The 17,834-nt window shown below is 34.2% G+C and carries 14 protein-coding genes; 12 read left to right on the top strand and 2 right to left on the bottom strand.

The annotated features are described in order from the left end of the window. Positions 1-36 precede the first annotated feature (36 nt). The 6 genes from GKZ86_RS11325 (at position 37) to uvrB (ending at position 5,158) form a co-directional block, all read left to right on the top strand. Entirely contained in the window at positions 37-399 is a 363-nt protein-coding gene (locus GKZ86_RS11325) for a hypothetical protein (RefSeq protein ID WP_154783220.1), read from the top strand. Positions 400-510: 111 nt separating this feature from the next. Beyond that, positions 511-1,461 (top strand): 23S rRNA (adenine(1618)-N(6))-methyltransferase RlmF, encoded by a 951-nt coding sequence (gene rlmF, locus GKZ86_RS11330; RefSeq protein ID WP_154783221.1) that lies wholly within the window; start codon positions 511-513, stop codon positions 1,459-1,461. 57 nt (positions 1,462-1,518) lie between these two features. Beyond that, complete coding sequence (locus GKZ86_RS11335) at positions 1,519-1,752, top strand: hypothetical protein (protein ID WP_154783222.1); 234 nt, start codon at positions 1,519-1,521, stop codon at positions 1,750-1,752. Next, on the top strand, positions 1,737-2,039 hold the full coding sequence (locus GKZ86_RS11340) for a type II toxin-antitoxin system RelE/ParE family toxin (protein WP_154783223.1): 303 nt from the start codon (positions 1,737-1,739) through the stop codon (positions 2,037-2,039). The genes GKZ86_RS11335 and GKZ86_RS11340 overlap by 16 nt, the downstream gene beginning before the upstream one ends. A gap of 80 nt (positions 2,040-2,119) precedes the next feature. Then, positions 2,120-3,058 (top strand): alpha/beta fold hydrolase, encoded by a 939-nt coding sequence (locus GKZ86_RS11345; protein ID WP_154783224.1) that lies wholly within the window; start codon positions 2,120-2,122, stop codon positions 3,056-3,058. Between the two features lie 108 nt (positions 3,059-3,166). After that, on the top strand, positions 3,167-5,158 hold the full coding sequence (gene uvrB / locus GKZ86_RS11350; RefSeq protein WP_154783225.1) for an excinuclease ABC subunit UvrB: 1,992 nt from the start codon (positions 3,167-3,169) through the stop codon (positions 5,156-5,158). Here the strand turns inward: uvrB and GKZ86_RS11355 are convergent. Next, a complete protein-coding gene (locus GKZ86_RS11355) occupies positions 5,155-5,556 on the bottom strand; it encodes an excinuclease ABC subunit B (RefSeq protein ID WP_154783226.1) in 402 nt (133 codons plus the stop codon). The two genes, uvrB and GKZ86_RS11355, sit on opposite strands and share 4 nt — an antisense overlap. Before the next feature lie 57 nt (positions 5,557-5,613). On the opposite strand from GKZ86_RS11355, the gene GKZ86_RS11360 reads away from it, so the two are divergent. The 3 genes from GKZ86_RS11360 to GKZ86_RS11370 are packed head-to-tail and all read left to right on the top strand — an operon-like array spanning position 5,614 to position 7,942. After that, positions 5,614-6,414 (top strand): alpha/beta hydrolase, encoded by an 801-nt coding sequence (locus GKZ86_RS11360; protein WP_154783227.1) that lies wholly within the window; start codon positions 5,614-5,616, stop codon positions 6,412-6,414. A 16-nt stretch (positions 6,415-6,430) separates the two neighbouring features. Then, entirely contained in the window at positions 6,431-7,441 is a 1,011-nt protein-coding gene (locus GKZ86_RS11365; RefSeq protein ID WP_154783228.1) for a dipeptide epimerase, read from the top strand. 42 nt (positions 7,442-7,483) lie between these two features. Continuing rightward, on the top strand, positions 7,484-7,942 hold the full coding sequence (locus GKZ86_RS11370; protein WP_154783229.1) for a DUF1456 family protein: 459 nt from the start codon (positions 7,484-7,486) through the stop codon (positions 7,940-7,942). A gap of 203 nt (positions 7,943-8,145) precedes the next feature. On the opposite strand, the gene sucC is transcribed toward GKZ86_RS11370, so the two are convergent. Beyond that, on the bottom strand, positions 8,146-9,339 hold the full coding sequence (sucC, locus tag GKZ86_RS11375) for an ADP-forming succinate--CoA ligase subunit beta (RefSeq protein ID WP_154783230.1): 1,194 nt from the start codon (positions 9,337-9,339) through the stop codon (positions 8,146-8,148). Positions 9,340-9,755: 416 nt separating this feature from the next. On the opposite strand from sucC, the gene gltB reads away from it, so the two are divergent. From gltB to lysA, 3 genes are all read left to right on the top strand, one after another. Continuing rightward, on the top strand, positions 9,756-14,270 hold the full coding sequence (gene gltB, locus GKZ86_RS11380) for a glutamate synthase large subunit (protein WP_154783231.1): 4,515 nt from the start codon (positions 9,756-9,758) through the stop codon (positions 14,268-14,270). A gap of 94 nt (positions 14,271-14,364) precedes the next feature. Further along, positions 14,365-15,819 (top strand): glutamate synthase subunit beta, encoded by a 1,455-nt coding sequence (locus tag GKZ86_RS11385; RefSeq protein ID WP_154783232.1) that lies wholly within the window; start codon positions 14,365-14,367, stop codon positions 15,817-15,819. A gap of 501 nt (positions 15,820-16,320) precedes the next feature. Then, positions 16,321-17,544, top strand: coding sequence for a diaminopimelate decarboxylase (lysA, locus tag GKZ86_RS11390; protein WP_154783233.1), 1,224 nt, complete (start codon positions 16,321-16,323; stop codon positions 17,542-17,544). The last annotated feature ends 290 nt before the right edge of the window (positions 17,545-17,834 follow it).

Here is a 17,834-nt window from a genome sequence, read left to right on the forward strand (position 1 = left end):
TAACGTCATGAGAAATTGCCTAAAACCTAAACAAAAATGAGCAAAAAATTCAGCAAAATCAGATATATTCCTATTGTACTATTTATAGGCGCAGTAATTTTTTCATTTGTAAATTCCTATTTTAAATCAAGAACTGTGCATTTTGAGAAATACGATTTTGTGATAACCAAGGTTACTGACACGCCGACTGGTACCGCTATTCCGTTCCAAAACGATATTAAAATGGATATGCAGCAATATATTTTTTTTCCGAATCGCATTATCAAGGTCGGAGATTCAATTCATAAAGGAGCAGAAGAAAAATATTTATATATTTTTCGAAGAGACGAAACTAAAAATTTTATTTTAATTGATAGTATAGAGCCAACGGGATTATATTCGTGGAATTATAAACCTTAGCGTAACTTCTGGTAACATCTTATACAATGAATTTGAGCAATACGCTACGCGAAGATTTGATAAGAACCTTTCTTAAAAAGGAATGACTATCTTTGCACCCAAATTCACAAAATGAAAGCAACAGACAATTCTGAAAAAAATATTTTACATCCTCGAAATCTTCATCGTTCCCGTTATGATTTCGAGCTTCTTATCGCGAATTGTCCTGAACTAAAAAATCATGTTGCCATCAACATACACGGAATTGAAACTATAGATTTCAGTAATCCTGTTTCAGTAAAATTGCTTAATAAAGCATTATTACAAACGTATTACGATATTCAAAACTGGAGCATTCCTAAAAATTATCTTTGCCCGCCAATTCCCGGAAGAGCAGATTATATTCATTATTTAGCTGATTTATTAGCAGAAACCAATAACGGAATTATTCCTCAAGGTTCATCTGTATTAGGTTTAGACATAGGAACCGGAGCGAATTGTATTTATCCTGTTTTAGGAAATGCCATTTACGACTGGAGTTTTGTTGGTACTGATATAGATCTAAATGCGATTCACAATTGCAGTAAAATTATTGAAGCAAATCCAAGATTGATTGATGCGATAAGTCTTCAACAACAAACTGAATCGCGTTTTATTTTCAAAAATATTATTACTCCAGAAGATCGTTTCACATTTACGATTTGTAATCCGCCATTTCATTCTTCAGCCGAAGATGCGAACCAAAGCACGGTAAGAAAAGTATCTAATTTAAATCCAAAGGAAAAGAAAAAAACAAATCCTGTTTTAAATTTCGGAGGACATAATGCAGAATTATGGTGTGAAGGTGGAGAAATTGGTTTTGTAACCCAAATGATTTACGAAAGTGCAAAATACGCCATGCAATGTTTATGGTTTACAACTTTGGTTTCTAAAAGAGAAAATTTATCAAGCATTTATAAAACTTTAAACAAAGTAAATGCTGCTTCGATAAAAACAATTGATATGGCGCAAGGTCAAAAAACAAGCCGCATTGTTGCCTGGACTTTTTTAAGTGAAGCTCAGCAAAAATCATTTAAAATTTAAGATTTCGAAATCTTATTTTCTAATTTTGTTTTGTAACTTCGATTAAATTATTCTATTATGAACACTCTAGAACTCAAAAATCTTTTGATATCTGAAATCACCAAAATTGATGATGAATCATTTTTGTCCGCTTTAAAAACAATTTTAGACAGTAGAAAAAGTACTTCACCTAAAGACTATTTGGAACAGTATAATGAGGAGCTTAAAGTCGCAGAAGAAGATATTCAAAGTGGAAATTTTTACTCTCATAGTGAGGTTAAAGATAAAATTGAGCAATGGAAAAAGAAATAATTTGGTCTAATACTGCTCAAAATCAGCTTGAAAAAATTTACTTTTATTTGTTTAAACAAACAAAAAACAATCAGACTCCAAACAAAGTAGTTGATGCTATTTATAATTCAGTAACGATATTAGCAACGAATTGGGAAATCTATGAATTAGATGAAATGAAAAAATCTAATGATGGTAATTACCGTGCTTTTGAAATTTATAGCTATAGAATATCTTATAAAATAACCCCAAAGGAAATTCAAATTTTAAGGATTAGACATACGAGTCGTAATCCCAAAACATTATAATTATGATACTTTAAATTAAAATTCTGATACATTAAAAACCTACTCAAATAGTACCTTTAATGTTACCTAATTTGATTATCATGCCAAAATTATACTTTAGAATAGCGTTACTACTTTTATTAACAAGTTGCGCTTCTACAAAAAAAATAAAATACGATGACTATGTTTTTCATACTAAAAGCGAACAAAATGCTTATATAAAAGCTTACGACAAAGCACTTAAACTTTGGGATGTTCCTTACACAGAAGAAAATATTAAAACCAGTTACGGAAAAGTTCACGTTATATTAGCAGGGCCAAAAAACGGAAAAGATTTAGTTTTACTCCACGGAATGGACGCCAGTTCTACCATGTGGTATCCAAACATAAAAGCCTTGGCAAAAGAACATCGTGTTTATGCTATAGATTTTATAATGGAACCAGGAAAATCAACCTTAACCGCAAGTCCATTATCTAAAGAAGAAATAGTACTTTGTTACAACGAAATTTTCAACTATTACAGACTAAAGAATTTTGATATTGTTGCCGCTTCCCGTGGTGGCTGGATTGCTACTTTATTGGCTACTCAAAAAATGAATTCGATTGATAAAATCGTTTTATTGAGTCCCGCACAAACCTTTAAATATATTGATAAACCCGGAAAAACAACATCAGCATTAATGCTAAAACTTTTTCCGAGTGAAAAGAAATTCACAAAAACATTGACGGCATTTTCTACACATCCGGAAAAAATTAGTCCTGTTTACAAAAGACAATTTTATTTAGCTAATAAATACGCCAAATCGAATTCAAGCATGCTTAAAATGCAGCCTTTTTCAGATGATGAATTAAAATCAATTTCGAATCCGGTTCTGGTTTTAATTGGTGATCATGATGTTATAAATGCAGAAGACAGTTTAGAGCGGGCAAAAGAATATTTATCCCGCAGCAAAACTAAAATTGTAAAAGATGCCGGTCACTTTTTAACTATCGACCAATCTAAAATAACAAATGACGCTATTGTTGATTTTTTAAAATAAGCATTTAAAAAATCCGTAACGAATTGATAAATTCACCACGGATTTTTTATCTTTTTTATAGGATTCAAACTTTGTATCTTTACAAAACCAATTTTTCATCAGTCACAAATGAATTTCCAAGTATCATCAGAATATAGTCCAAAAGGAGATCAGCCACAAGCCATTCAAAAACTTGCACAAGGTATTATCGATGGCGAAAAATTTCAAACATTATTAGGAGTTACAGGTTCAGGTAAAACATTTACAGTAGCTAATGTTATTCAGGAAGTGCAAAGACCGACTTTGGTTTTAGCACATAACAAAACTTTGGCCGCCCAGTTATATTCAGAATTCAAGCAGTTTTTCCCAAATAATGCTGTTGAATACTTCGTTTCTTACTACGATTATTATCAGCCCGAAGCTTTTATGCCCGTAACAGGCGTATTCATCGAAAAAGATTTATCTATCAATGAAGAGCTTGAAAAAATGCGTTTGAGTACCACTTCTTCCCTACTTTCGGGACGTCGTGATATTTTGGTTGTTGCTTCGGTTTCTTGTTTGTATGGTATTGGAAATCCCGTTGAATTTAAGAAAAACGTAATTGAAGTATTTAGAGATCAGGTTATTTCGAGAACAAAATTATTGCATAGTTTAGTTCAGAGTTTATATGCGAGAACTGAAGCCGATTTTAATCCCGGAACTTTCAGAATAAAAGGTGACACTGTCGAAGTTTATCCGAGTTATGCTGATGACGCTTACAGAATTCACTTTTTTGGAGATGAAATCGAAGAAATTGAATCTTTTGATGTCAAGACTTCCCAGGTTATTGAAAAATTTAAAAGACTGACTATTTATCCTGCCAATATGTTTGTGACTTCTCCGGAAGTATTACAAGGCGCGATTTGGGAAATTCAACAGGATTTGGTAAAACAAGTTGATTATTTTAAAGAAATAGGAAAACATTTAGAAGCTAAACGTTTGGAAGAAAGAACCAATTTCGATTTAGAAATGATTCGTGAATTGGGTTACTGCTCCGGAATCGAAAATTATTCCCGTTATCTTGACGGAAGACAAGCCGGGACAAGACCTTTCTGTTTATTAGATTATTTTCCAGATGATTATTTGATGGTTATTGATGAAAGTCACGTTACGGTTTCGCAAGTTCATGCCATGTACGGAGGCGATCGCAGCCGTAAAGAAAATCTGGTTGAATATGGTTTCCGTTTACCTGCCGCAATGGATAACCGACCTTTGAAGTTTGAAGAATTTGAAGCCTTGCAAAATCAGGTCGTTTATGTTTCTGCAACTCCGGCAGATTATGAATTGCAAAAATCTGATGGTATTTATGTAGAGCAAATTATTCGTCCAACGGGATTATTAGATCCTACGATTGAAGTTCGTCCAAGTTTAAACCAGATTGATGATTTAATTGAAGAAATTCAGGTTCGTTGTGAGTTAGACGAAAGAGTTTTAGTAACAACTCTGACTAAAAGAATGGCCGAAGAATTGGCCAAATATTTAGCTAAAGTTGGTGTTCGTTGTCGCTATATCCATTCTGAAGTTGATACTTTAGAACGTATCGAAATCATGCAGGATTTACGAAAAGGTATTTTTGATGTTTTAATTGGTGTAAATTTACTTCGTGAAGGTTTAGATTTACCGGAAGTTTCGCTTGTTGCAATTCTTGATGCCGATAAGGAAGGTTTTTTAAGAAACCACAGATCTTTAACGCAAACTATTGGTCGTGCGGCAAGAAACTTAAATGGAAAAGCCATTTTGTATGCCGATAAAATTACGGCAAGTATGCAAAGAACTATTGACGAAACCAATTATCGCCGAACTAAACAAATCAATTTTAATACTGAAAACGGACTTACACCACAAGCACTAAACAAAAAAATCGAAAGTGCTTTTACCAAAAATCCTTTGGTTGAATATGAATTAGGACATACTCTATCTGTCGCTGCAGAACCGGAAACGGCTTATATGTCGAAAGCAGATTTAGAAAAACTAATTCGTGAGAAACGAAAATCAATGGAGAAAGCAGCAAAAGAATTGGACTTTTTACATGCTGCTAAATTGCGTGACGATATTAAAAAATTACAGGAACAATTACCTTAATTGTGTTGTTCCTGAAAAACCTTCAATAGCAATTTAGGATCAATGATGGCATTTGGTGCTTTTTTCATTAAATCTAAAATGCGTTTTGTTGCGCCGGGATTTAAACCCATTTCAATCGCAATTTGTTGTATGGCAGTGGCTTCTTTTTCATGCAAAATACCATCGCAATGCATAATCAAAGCTAATCTGTAAAATTGCTGAATACGTTGAAATTCTGATTTTATGACTTGTGGAGTAATTTCCTGATGAAATAAATCATGAAAAAGTTTCTGATCAATGTTTAATTCCTGAGCAACAAGCCACAAAAATTCCAGCTCACGTTTATGCAATTGCCCGTCAACTGTAGAAAAAGCAATCATTTCTAAAAGTAAACTTCTCTTTTCTTCTTCGGTATTCATCAAATTTATTATTTTTAGCTAAAATATTGTTTTTAAATCTAAAACGCAAAAGAACTTATGTTTAGAGGATTTCTATTATTTATATTTCTATGGATAATCTCTAACGGAAATGCACAAGAAAGTACGGCTTCAAAAAATGTATCCACTTTTACTATTGAAGCACCTCAACTAAAAATAAGCAAAAAAATCTGGGTTTACCTTCCTGAAAACTATTCGGCTTCAGCCAAAAAATACAGCGTTATTTACATGCATGATGCTCAAAATTTATTTGATGCCAAAACTTCGTATGTTGGTGAATGGAATGTTGATGAAAAACTGGACAGCCTAAAAGCGCAAGTAATTGTTGTTGGAATTGAACATGGAAATGACAAACGAATCGATGAATTAACACCGTATAAAAATGAAAAATACGGTGGAGGAAATGCTGATAATTATGTAGATTTCATCGTAAAAACATTAAAACCTTATATTGATAAAAATTACAGAACGAAAACAAAAGCTAAAAATACCATTATTATGGGAAGCTCACTTGGTGGCTTAGTTTCTTATTATGCCATTCTAAAATATCCTGAGGTTTTTGGAAAAGCCGGTGTTTTCTCGCCCTCTTTTTGGTTTTCAGACGAGATTTATACTTTAACCGAAAAAACTCCTAAAATAAAAACTAAAATCTATTTTTTATATGGAGATAAAGAAAGCGATGATATGGTAAAAGAGGTTACTAAAATGGAAAAACTCTTAGATACAAAACGTTGTTATTGTTTACACCTCAACAAAACTACGATTGTAAAAGGCGGAGAACATAATGAGAAATTATGGCGGGATGGTTTTGTAAAAGCTTTATTATGGTTAGGTTATTAAGAAAAAAAAATGTTCTATGAAATTAATAATAAGAGCCTACGACCTTAAACTAAAACATACTTTTAGGATTTCAAGAAAATCAATCGATTTTCAGCCTTCGCTTATTGTTGAATTACAAGAAGATGGTTTTTCGGGTTTTGGAGAAGCAACTTCTAATCCGTATTATAATATTACTATTGAAATTCTGCAAAACGATATTGAGCATATTCGGGAAATAATTGAAGAAACGGCTAATGAAACTCCAGATGAATTTTGGAACAAAATTAGTCCGCTTTTATCCAATAATCCTTTTGCTTTGTGTGCTTTAGATAATGCATATAATGATTTGTATGCCCGAAAAAAAGGTAAGAAGTTATACGAATTATGGAATTATGATATTTCAAACAATCCTTTAACCAACTATACGATTGGCATTGGAAGCATTGAAAATATGATTGCTAAAATGAAAGAACTTCCGTGGCCTATTTATAAAATAAAACTTGGAACGCCTGACGATATTGCTATTGTAACCGAATTGCGAAAACACAGTGATGCTATTTTTAGGGTTGATGCCAATTGTGCCTGGACAGTTGATGAGACAATATCTAATGCTTTTATTTTAAAAGATTTAGGCGTTGAATTTATAGAACAGCCTTTGAAGGCAAATGATTGGGAAGGACAAAAAGAAGTATTCAAAAACTCGGTTTTACCTATTGTTGCCGATGAAAGTTGTATTACTGAAGCTGATGTTGCTAAATGTCATAATCATTTTCATGGTGTAAACATCAAATTAATGAAATGCGGAGGAATTACGCCTGGAAGAAGAATGATTGCAGAAGCAAAAAAATTAGGATTAAAAACAATGGTGGGATGTATGACAGAATCTACGGTTGGTATTTCTGCAATTGCGCATTTACTTCCTGAATTGGATTATGTTGATATGGATGGCGCTTTATTATTGGCAGAAGATATTGCAAGTGGTGTTATAATCAAAAATGGAAAAACTTTTTATCCTGACAGAACTGGAACTGGTGTGATTTTGTTCTAACATTTCCTTTTAAAATAATGTACCTTTGTAAAAAATTAAACGATGACGAATAACGATATCCTAAAAAAACTTCGTGTGGCTTTGATGCTCCGTGATGACCAAATAGTTGAAATTTTAGAATTAGTAGATTTTAGAATTTCAAAATCAGAACTTGGCGCTTTTTTTAGAGCTGAAGATCATGAGAATTATATGGAATGTGGTGATCAGGTTTTAAGAAACTTCTTAAACGGATTGGTTATTCATTTAAGAGGAACAAAAGAGAATCCTAAAAACCCGAATGATGTTTTAGCGAAACATAAAGCAGAAATTCCAAAGAAAGAAACTTCAAAAGAAAGACCTGAATTTAAAGCTGCTCCTAAAGATGCTGAAAGAGCAAGAGGCGATAAAGCTCCTTCTAAATCTGGTCCGGCGGCTAAAAAACCTTTCAAGAAAAAACCTGCTACTCCTAAAATTCAGGTTGTAGAAAAAGTGGTTTACAAAAACGGAAAGAATAAAAAATAATTAACTGCAATCCTTCTAGTTATTAGGGAATACAACAAGTTTTTTTTAGCCACGAATTCACGAATTATTTTCAAAGATTATCAAAAAATAATTCGTGAATTCGTGGCTATCTATTTTTTATAAATTCGTTGCGTCCATTGTGGTTAAACAAAAAAAATCCCTCCAATTGGAGGGATTTTCTATATAATTGATTTCTTAATTGATTAAGATAATGCAGCTTTAACTTGATCAGCAGCTTCTTGGAATTGAGTAGCTGATAAAATTGGCATACCTGAATTGTCAATTAATTCTTTTGCAATTTCAGCATTTGTTCCTTGCAAACGAACAATGATTGGCACATTGATAGCATCACCCATGTTTTTGTAAGCGTCAACAACACCTTGAGCAACACGGTCACAACGAACGATTCCACCAAAAATGTTAATCAAAATTGCTTTTACGTTAGGATCTTTTAAGATAATACGGAAAGCAGTTTCAACACGTTTAGCATCAGCAGTTCCACCAACGTCTAAGAAGTTAGCAGGCTCAAAACCAGCATATTTAATTAAATCCATAGTTGCCATTGCAAGACCAGCTCCGTTTACCATACATCCTACAGTACCGTCAAGATCTACATAGTTCAATCCTACTTCTTTAGCTTCAACTTCGATTGGATTCTCCTCACGGATATCTCTCATTTCAGCATATTTAGCTTGTCTGTATAAAGCATTATCATCGATATTTACTTTAGCATCAACAGCCATAATTTTGTTATCTGAAGTTTTCAAAACCGGGTTGATTTCAAACATAGAAGCATCAGAACCAATGTAAGCATTGTAAAGTGCATCGATGAATTTCACCATTTCTTTGAAAGCATTTCCTGAAAGACCTAAGTTAAAAGCAATTCTTCTTGCTTGAAAACCTTGTAATCCAACAGAAGGATCAACTTCTTCAGTAAAAATTAAGTGTGGTGTGTGTTCAGCAACTTCTTCAATGTCCATTCCACCTTCAGTAGAATACATGATCATGTTACGACCTGTAGCTCTATTCAATAAAACAGAAACATAAAATTCAGAAGTTTCACTTTCACCAGGATAGTAAACATCTTCAGCTACTAAAATTTTGTTTACTTTTTTACCTTCAGCAGAAGTCTGAGGTGTAATCAATTGCATTCCGATAATTTGTCCTGCAATTTCTTCAACTTGTTGTAAATTTTTAGCTAGCTTAACTCCACCACCTTTTCCACGTCCACCTGCGTGAATTTGTGCTTTTATTACGTGCCATCCTGTACCAGTTTCGGCAGTTAATTGTTTTGCAGCAGCTACAGCTTCAACCGCATTGTTAGCCACAATTCCGCGTTGAATGCGTACTCCGTAACTTGCTAAAATTTCTTTTCCTTGATATTCGTGTATGTTCATAATATAGAATTTGTCTGGTTCTGAATTTAGTTCAGAATAAAAGTGCGACAAAAATAGCAAAATTCAACTTAATAGTAAAATGTTTTTCAATTAAAAAAACCTACTTCATTTATATTAGAGCGTTATTCTTTTTGAAAGAAAACAAAAGGTTAAACTATTGCATACAAATTGTTAACTAAAAAACACTATTTCGTTTGAAATTTAACAAAAAGTCCAATGATATCAATAGCTCCGAAAGGATTTTTCCTAATATTATTTAAAACATATTGTGATTTTATCATTTAGCAATGCTTTCTAAGAAATTATTATCATTTAAGAACTCTTTTTCTAATATTACAACAAAAATGTAAGTCAAATTACATTTTCACTACATTATATTTAACGAAATCCGTATTTTTGAAGAAAAAATATCAAGAATGAAAGTTAAAGAACAAGGGCTTTATTTGCCTGAATTTGAACACGACAATTGTGGTGCAGGATTTATTTGTAATTTGAATGGTATTAAATCTAATGACATCATTCACAAAGCATTGGACATCTTAATAAAATTGGAACATCGTGGTGCAGTTAGTTCTGACGGAAGAACTGGAGATGGAGCTGGAATTTTATTTGACATCCCACATGCATTTTTTAAAAAAGTATGTGATTTTGAAATCCCTGAAACGCGTGAGTATGCAGTAGGAATGCTTTTTTTACCAAAAAGTAAAAATCAGGTTTCTTTTTGCATGAACGCTTTCGAATCAACTATTAAAGATCAGAATTTAAAGATCTTAGGATGGAGAGACGTACCTGTTGAAGTGGAGAATTTAGGGCAGATTGCCGCAGAAAAAGAACCAACAGTTAAACAGGTTTTTGTTAGCAAAAACGGTCAGAATTTAACTGAACAAGAATTTAATGCAAAACTTTTTGCAGCTAGAAAAATTGCTGAACATGCCGTAAGAGGGTCAAAAACCTCTGAAAGTCACATGTTTTATTTCTCTAGTTTATCGACAACTACCATAATATATAAAGGTCTATTGATGCCGGAAGACATCAGCCGTTATTATGTTGACTTAAAAGATCCTGATTTAGTGACTCGTTTGGCGTTAGTGCACCAACGTTTCTCAACAAATACTTTCCCTTCATGGGAATTAGCACAGCCATTTAGATACATGTGTCATAATGGTGAAATTAATACACTTCGTGGAAACGTAAGCCGTATGCGTGCTCGTGAAGAGCTTATGCAAAGCAAAGTTTTTGGCGATGATATTAAAAAATTATTCCCTATTATATTAGAAGGAAAATCAGATTCTGCTTCTATGGATATGGTAGTTGAACTTTTGTTAATGACAGGTCGTTCATTACCGGAAGCAATGATGATGGTAGTTCCTGAAGCTTGGGAGAAACACCAAACCATGTCTCCGGAAAAGAAAGCATTTTACGAGTTTAACGCTTGTATTATGGAACCTTGGGATGGTCCGGCTTCTATTCCGTTTACAGATGGTAACGTAATTGGAGCTTTGTTAGACAGAAACGGATTGCGTCCTTCTCGTTATACATTAACACATAGTGGTTTCGTAATTATGTCATCAGAAATTGGTGTACTTGATATCGATCCTGAAGATGTTATTCAGCACGGTCGTTTAGAGCCGGGAAAAATGTTCCTGGTAGATATGAACGAAGGCCGTATTATTGAAGATGACGAAGTTAAAAAAGCAATAGTAACAAAACGTCCTTATAAAGAATGGTTAGATGCAAATTTATTGCCTTTAGCTAAAGTTCCTTATACCAACAATCCTACTCCGGTTGAGAAATTAGATTTCCAGACCAGACAACGATTATTTGGATATACAATTGAAGATTTAAAAACAATCATCAACCCAATGGGGGGTCAGGGAGCTGAAGCAATTAGTTCTATGGGTAACGATACGCCTTTGGCGGTTTTATCAGACCAACCACAATTATTGTACAACTATTTCAAACAATTATTTGCTCAGGTAACCAATCCGCCTTTGGATGGTATTCGTGAGGAAATCATTACTGATATCAGTTTAGCAGTTGGTGGAGATTTCAATATTTTTGAAATTGAATCTAAACAATGTAAAAAACTAAAAATTCAAAATCCGGTTATTTCAAACGAGGATTTAGATAAAATAAGAAATATTGATCACGCAGATTTTAAATCGGCTACAATTTCTACCTTATATAAAATAGAAAAAGGAGTTAACGGTTTAGAGCGCGCGCTTGAAAAATGTGTTCAGGCTACTTTTAAAGCAGTTTCTGAAGGATGTAATGTGATCATTTTATCTGACAGAGGTGTAAGCGAGCAATTAGCTCCAATACCAATGCTATTGGCTTGTTCTTATATTCACCACTCTTTGAATATTTTACAGGTTCGTTCTAAATTCGGAATCATAATCGAATCTGCAGAACCTCGTGAGCCACATCATTTTGCTTTATTGTTCGGATACGGAGCAAGCGCCATCAATCCATACATGGTAAACGAAATTATTCACGATCAGGTAAACCAAGGATTTATTAAAGGTGTAAAAGCTGATTATGCAATTGTAAATTACAACAAAGCAATTGCAAAAGGAATCGTTAAAATCATGAACAAAATTGGTATCTCTACGTTACATTCGTACAGAGCTGCTCAAATTTTCGAGATTTTAGGTTTGAATAAAACATTTACTTCTAAATATTTCCCATACACACCTTCAAGAATCGAAGGAATTGGTTTGATGGAAGTAGAAAAAGAAGTGAAAAAACGTTTTCAAAAAGCATTTCCAAATTCAAAAGTAGCAAACTTGCTTCCTTTAGAAATTGGAGGTATTTACAGATGGAGACGTGGCGGAGAAAAACACATGTTTAATCCAACAACAATTTCTAAATTACAACAGGCCGTTCGTTTGAACAGTCCTGAGAGTTATAAAGAATACTCTAATATGGTGAATGAGCAAAGCTCTAACTTAATGACTATTAGAGGAATGTTTGAATTTAATAATTTAGATCCAATTTCTATTGATGAAGTAGAACCTTGGACAGAAATTGTAAAAAAATTCAAAACAGGTGCGATGTCTTACGGATCTATCAGTAGAGAAGCGCATGAGAATTTAGCGATAGCAATGAACAGAATTGGCGGAAAAAGTAATTCTGGAGAAGGTGGAGAAGATCCAAAACGTTTCCAGAAAGAAATTAACGGAGATTCCAGAAACAGTGCAATCAAACAAGTTGCTTCGGGACGTTTTGGTGTTTCGATCAACTATTTGACAAACGCTAAAGAAATCCAGATTAAAATGGCTCAAGGTGCAAAACCTGGTGAAGGTGGACAATTACCTGGAGAAAAAGTGGTGCCTTGGATTGCTGAAACCAGAAACTCTACACCTTATGTAGGTTTGATTTCGCCTCCTCCTCACCACGATATTTATTCTATCGAGGATTTATCTCAGTTGATTTACGATTTGAAAAATGCAAACCGTGAAGCGCGTGTAAACGTAAAATTAGTTTCTGAAGTTGGAGTTGGAACCATTGCTGCCGGTGTTGCCAAAGCAAAAGCTGACGTTATCCTTATTTCTGGTTACGATGGAGGAACTGGTGCTGCACCATTAACTTCATTGCAACACACAGGTATTCCGTGGGAACTTGGATTGGCAGAAGCCCAACAAACTTTAATCTTAAATGATTTAAGAAGCCGTGTAGTTCTTGAATGTGACGGACAATTGAAAACTGGTCGTGATGTTGCGATTGCTGCATTATTAGGAGCTGAAGAATTTGGTTTTGCTACTGCCCCACTTGTAGCTTCAGGTTGTATCATGATGAGAGCTTGTCACTTAAATACTTGCCCGGTTGGTATTGCAACTCAGGATCCTGAATTGAGAAAAAATTTCAAAGGAACTCCGGAGCACGTAATCAACTTCATGTATTTTATCGCTGAAGAATTAAGAGAAATCATGGCACAATTAGGTTTTAGAACCTTAAAAGAAATGGTTGGTCAGTCACAAAAATTAAATGTGAACAAAGCGATCAAACATTACAAAGCAAATGGTTTAGATTTATCATCAATTCTATACAAACCGGAAAAAGCTAAAACGGTTCCAAATCACAATACAACAGAGCAAGATCACCAACTTGAAAATGTATTGGATTTTGCGATCATCAAAGAAGCAATTCCATCTATTTATAGAAAAGAAAAAACAAGAGTTACGTTTAAAATTAAAAATACAGACCGTTCTGTAGGTGCTATTTTGAGTAATGAAATCTCAAAAATATATGGCGCACAAGGATTACCTGATGACACTATTTTAGTTGATTTTGAAGGTTCTGCCGGACAAAGTTTTGGTGCTTTTGCAACAAACGGATTGTCATTTAAAATTCACGGAAACTGTAATGATTATTTAGGAAAAGGGCTGTCCGGAGGAAAACTAATTGTTAAAGTCCCTCCTACTGCAACCTTCAAACCTGAAGACAATATCATTATCGGAAACGTTGCCCTTTACGGAGCTATCACCGGAGAGGCTTATATTAATGGAATAGCCGGAGAACGTTTTTGTGTAAGAAATTCTGGAGCAACAGCCGTTGTTGAAGGAATTGGAGATCACGGATGCGAATACATGACCGGTGGTACAGTGGTTGTTTTAGGAAAAACAGGTAGAAACTTCGCAGCTGGTATGAGCGGTGGTGTAGCTTATGTTTATGATCCGAAACAAAAATTCGATTCGACAGTATGTAACATGGAAATGGTTGCATTTGACCCAATCGAAGAAGATGATGTCATCAAACTAAGACGCTTGATTAGAAATCATTCATTGTACACCAGCAGTCCATTAGCAAAAAGAATTTTAGCAGACTGGGAAAATGAGCAGAAACATTTCGTAAAAGTAATGCCAACTGATTACAAAAAAGCATTACAACGAATTGCAGAAGAGAAAAAAATAGAAGAATTAATAGCTTAATTAAAAGGTTCTGAGGTACAAAGGTGCAGAGGTGCTAAGTTTTTTAACTCACCTCTCACATTTTACAACTCACAACTAAATTTATTTAAATGTCATGGGTAAAATAGGCGGATTTAAAGAATATAACAGAGCCGACGAAAGTAATTTAGCAGTAGCAGAACGTGTTTCAAACTACAACGAATTTACTATTCCGTTAGCAAAAGATAAAGTAAAAGAACAAGGCTCAAGATGTATGGATTGTGGTATTCCTTTTTGCCACAGTGGTTGTCCGTTAGGAAATTTAATTCCTGACTTCAACGACATGGTACATCAGGAAGAATGGCAAAGTGCATTAGAGATTTTACAATCTACTAATAACTTTCCGGAATTTACAGGTCGCTTATGCCCTGCTCCATGCGAAAAAGCATGTGTATTAGGAATCATCAAAGATCCTGTTTCAATCGAAAACATCGAGAAAAACATTGTTGAAATTGGTTTTGCAGAAGGCTGGATAAAACCACAAACTCCATTAACCAGAACAGGAAAAACAGTTGCCGTAATTGGTTCAGGTCCTGCAGGATTAGCAGCAGCACAACAATTAAACAGAGCTGGACACACAGTTACTGTTTTTGAAAGAGATAACGCTATTGGAGGTTTATTACGCTACGGAATTCCGAATTTCAAACTAGAAAAAGGAATCATCGACAGACGTGTAGCTATTCTTGAAGCAGAAGGAATCACTTTTAAAACCAATGTAAATGTTGGTGTTAACTTTAGTGTAGCAGAATTAAACACTTTCGATTCTATCGTTTTATGCGGAGGAGCAACAGAAAGAAGAAGTTTGCCAACTAAAGGAATCGAAAGTAAAGGCGTTGTTCAGGCAATGGATTTCTTAACACAACAAACTAAAGTTGTATTTGGAGAGTCAATTCCAGACCAAATTAAAGCAACCGGAAAAGATGTAATCGTTATTGGTGGTGGAGATACAGGTTCAGACTGTATTGGAACTTCAAACAGACACGGAGCAAAATCGGTAACTAACTTTGAGATTTTACCAAAACCTCCGGTTGGAAGAAGCGAGTCAACTCCTTGGCCTTTCTGGCCGTTGCAGTTAAAAACCTCATCTTCTCACGAAGAAGGCTGCGACAGAAACTGGTTAATCAATACTAAAGAATTCATTTCTAATGATAAAGGTGAATTAACCGGATTAAAAACTGTTGAAGTAGCATGGAAAATGACTCCAGGTCAACGTCCAGAATTAATCGAAAAAGAAGGTTCAGAAAAAATCTGGCCTTGCGACTTAGCTTTATTGGCTTTAGGATTTACAGGTCCTGAAAAAACATTAAGCGAGCAATTAGGTCTTGAAATCGATATGAGAAACAACTATAAAGCTAAAAATTATCAAACAAATGTTCCTCACATTTTCACTGCTGGTGATATGCGAAGAGGACAATCGTTGATTGTTTGGGCTATTTCAGAAGGTCGCGAAGCAGCAAGAGAAGTAGATTTGTTCTTAATGGGCTCTACAAACTTGCCAACCAAAGGAAACGGAGACTTACCGAGTTTGTAATTCCGATAAACAACATAACTACTAACAAACCCTTGAATTTATATTCAGGGGTTTTGTTTTTTATGTCAATAATCAAACGATCTCTATTTCAACATAGCCCGTGGTTGAAACCACGGGCTATGTTTTGAGCATTTTGAGAAAATTAAAAATTCGTGGCAAAAAAAATGTTTTGAAGCATCACAATTGGTGTTTTAATAAACATAGTTCCCGCTTTCGGCTATATCTCTCCGTTTCACTACGAGGATACCGCCTCAATCGGGGCTAAATACAATCATTTGGTTTCTTTTAAAATAGAAAAAATCCATCTAATCAATTAAATCTGTGGCAAAAAAACTTTGTATCTTAGCATCTAAGAACCTTAGCATCTTTTAAGAGGTTACAAAAATTCGAAATAAAGCACTTTTTGTTTAAAAACAAACAATTTGTTACAATTTGTTATTTTTCTACAAAAAATTTGCTGTTAGTCAAAAGTGTAATAACTTTGCTCAAAATAGTTTAAAAATGCAAGCAAAAGATTTACTGCAGTTAGCAGACCAATTTGGAAGTCCATTATATGTTTATGATGCCGAAAAAATCCAATCTCAGTACAATAGATTAACAAAAGCTTTCTCTAAGGTAGAAAACTTAAGAGTTAATTACGCCATGAAGGCATTGTCTAACGTTGCGATTCTTCAGTTATTAAAGAACATGGGATCTGGTTTAGACACTGTATCAATTCAAGAAGTTTTATTAGGACTTCATGCTGGCTATGATCCTGACAAAATTTTCTTTACACCAAACGGCGTTTCTCTTGAAGAAATCGAAGAAGTTGCCGCAATGGGTGTACAAATCAATATTGACAACTTATCTATTCTGGAGCAATTCGGAACAAAATATCCACAAATTCCGGTATGTATTCGTATCAATCCACACGTAATGGCGGGTGGAAATGCTAATATTTCTGTAGGACATATCGATAGTAAATTCGGAATTTCGGTACATCAAATTCCGCATATATTGCGAATTGTAGAAAATACAAAAATGAGTATTGTTGGAATTCACATGCACACAGGATCTGATATTTTAGATATCGAAGTATTCTTGTATGCTGCTGAAATCTTGTTTGATACTGCAAAACACTTCAAAGATTTAGAATTTTTAGATTTCGGAAGCGGATTCAAAGTTCCTTACAAAAAAGACGATATCGAAACTGATATCGAAGAATTAGGTAAAAAATTATCAAAAAGATTCAATTCTTTCTGTGCAGAATATGGAAGAGATTTAACCTTGATTTTCGAACCAGGGAAATTTTTGGTGAGTGAAGCAGGTTTCTTCTTAGCAAAAGTAAACGTAGTAAAACAAACAACATCAACCGTTTTTGCCGGAGTTGATAGTGGTTTCAACCACTTAATTCGCCCAATGTTTTACGGTTCACAACATTATATCGAAAACATCTCAAACCCAAAAGGAAAAGAGCGTTTTTACTCAGTTGTAGGATACATTTGCGAAACTGATACTTTTGCCAACAACCGCAAAATTTCGGAAATTACAGAAGGTGATATTCTTGCTTTCAGAAACGCCGGAGCATACTGTTTTTCAATGTCTTCAAACTACAATTCAAGATACAAACCAGCCGAAGTTCTTTGGATGAACGGAAAAGGAATCTTGATTCGTGCACACGAAACATTCGAAGATTTACTTAAAAATCAAATTCCGTTGCCACAAGAAGTTGCTGCAACAGTTTAAAATAAAAAAAAAGAGAATATCACTCGAAGTCCCGTTTCTTAATTGAGGCGGGATTTTTTTTATTTTAGATTTTAGAGTTCAGATTTTAGATTGGTAAACGTTTGTCAGGCTGAGCGAAGTCGAAGTCTCAGTCCAATTTTGTCATTTCTCCTCCGTCGAAATGACACAAAATGCCGAATAACAACATTTAAAAACATAACCAACTCATTATAAACAACTAATAATCTTAAAAATACTTCAAAAAATAATTAAAAATCACAAAAACTCGATTTTTTTTGTAATTTTAAGCT

Source organism: Flavobacterium sp. LC2016-13, from assembly GCF_009707955.1.
Taxonomy (GTDB): domain Bacteria; phylum Bacteroidota; class Bacteroidia; order Flavobacteriales; family Flavobacteriaceae; genus Flavobacterium.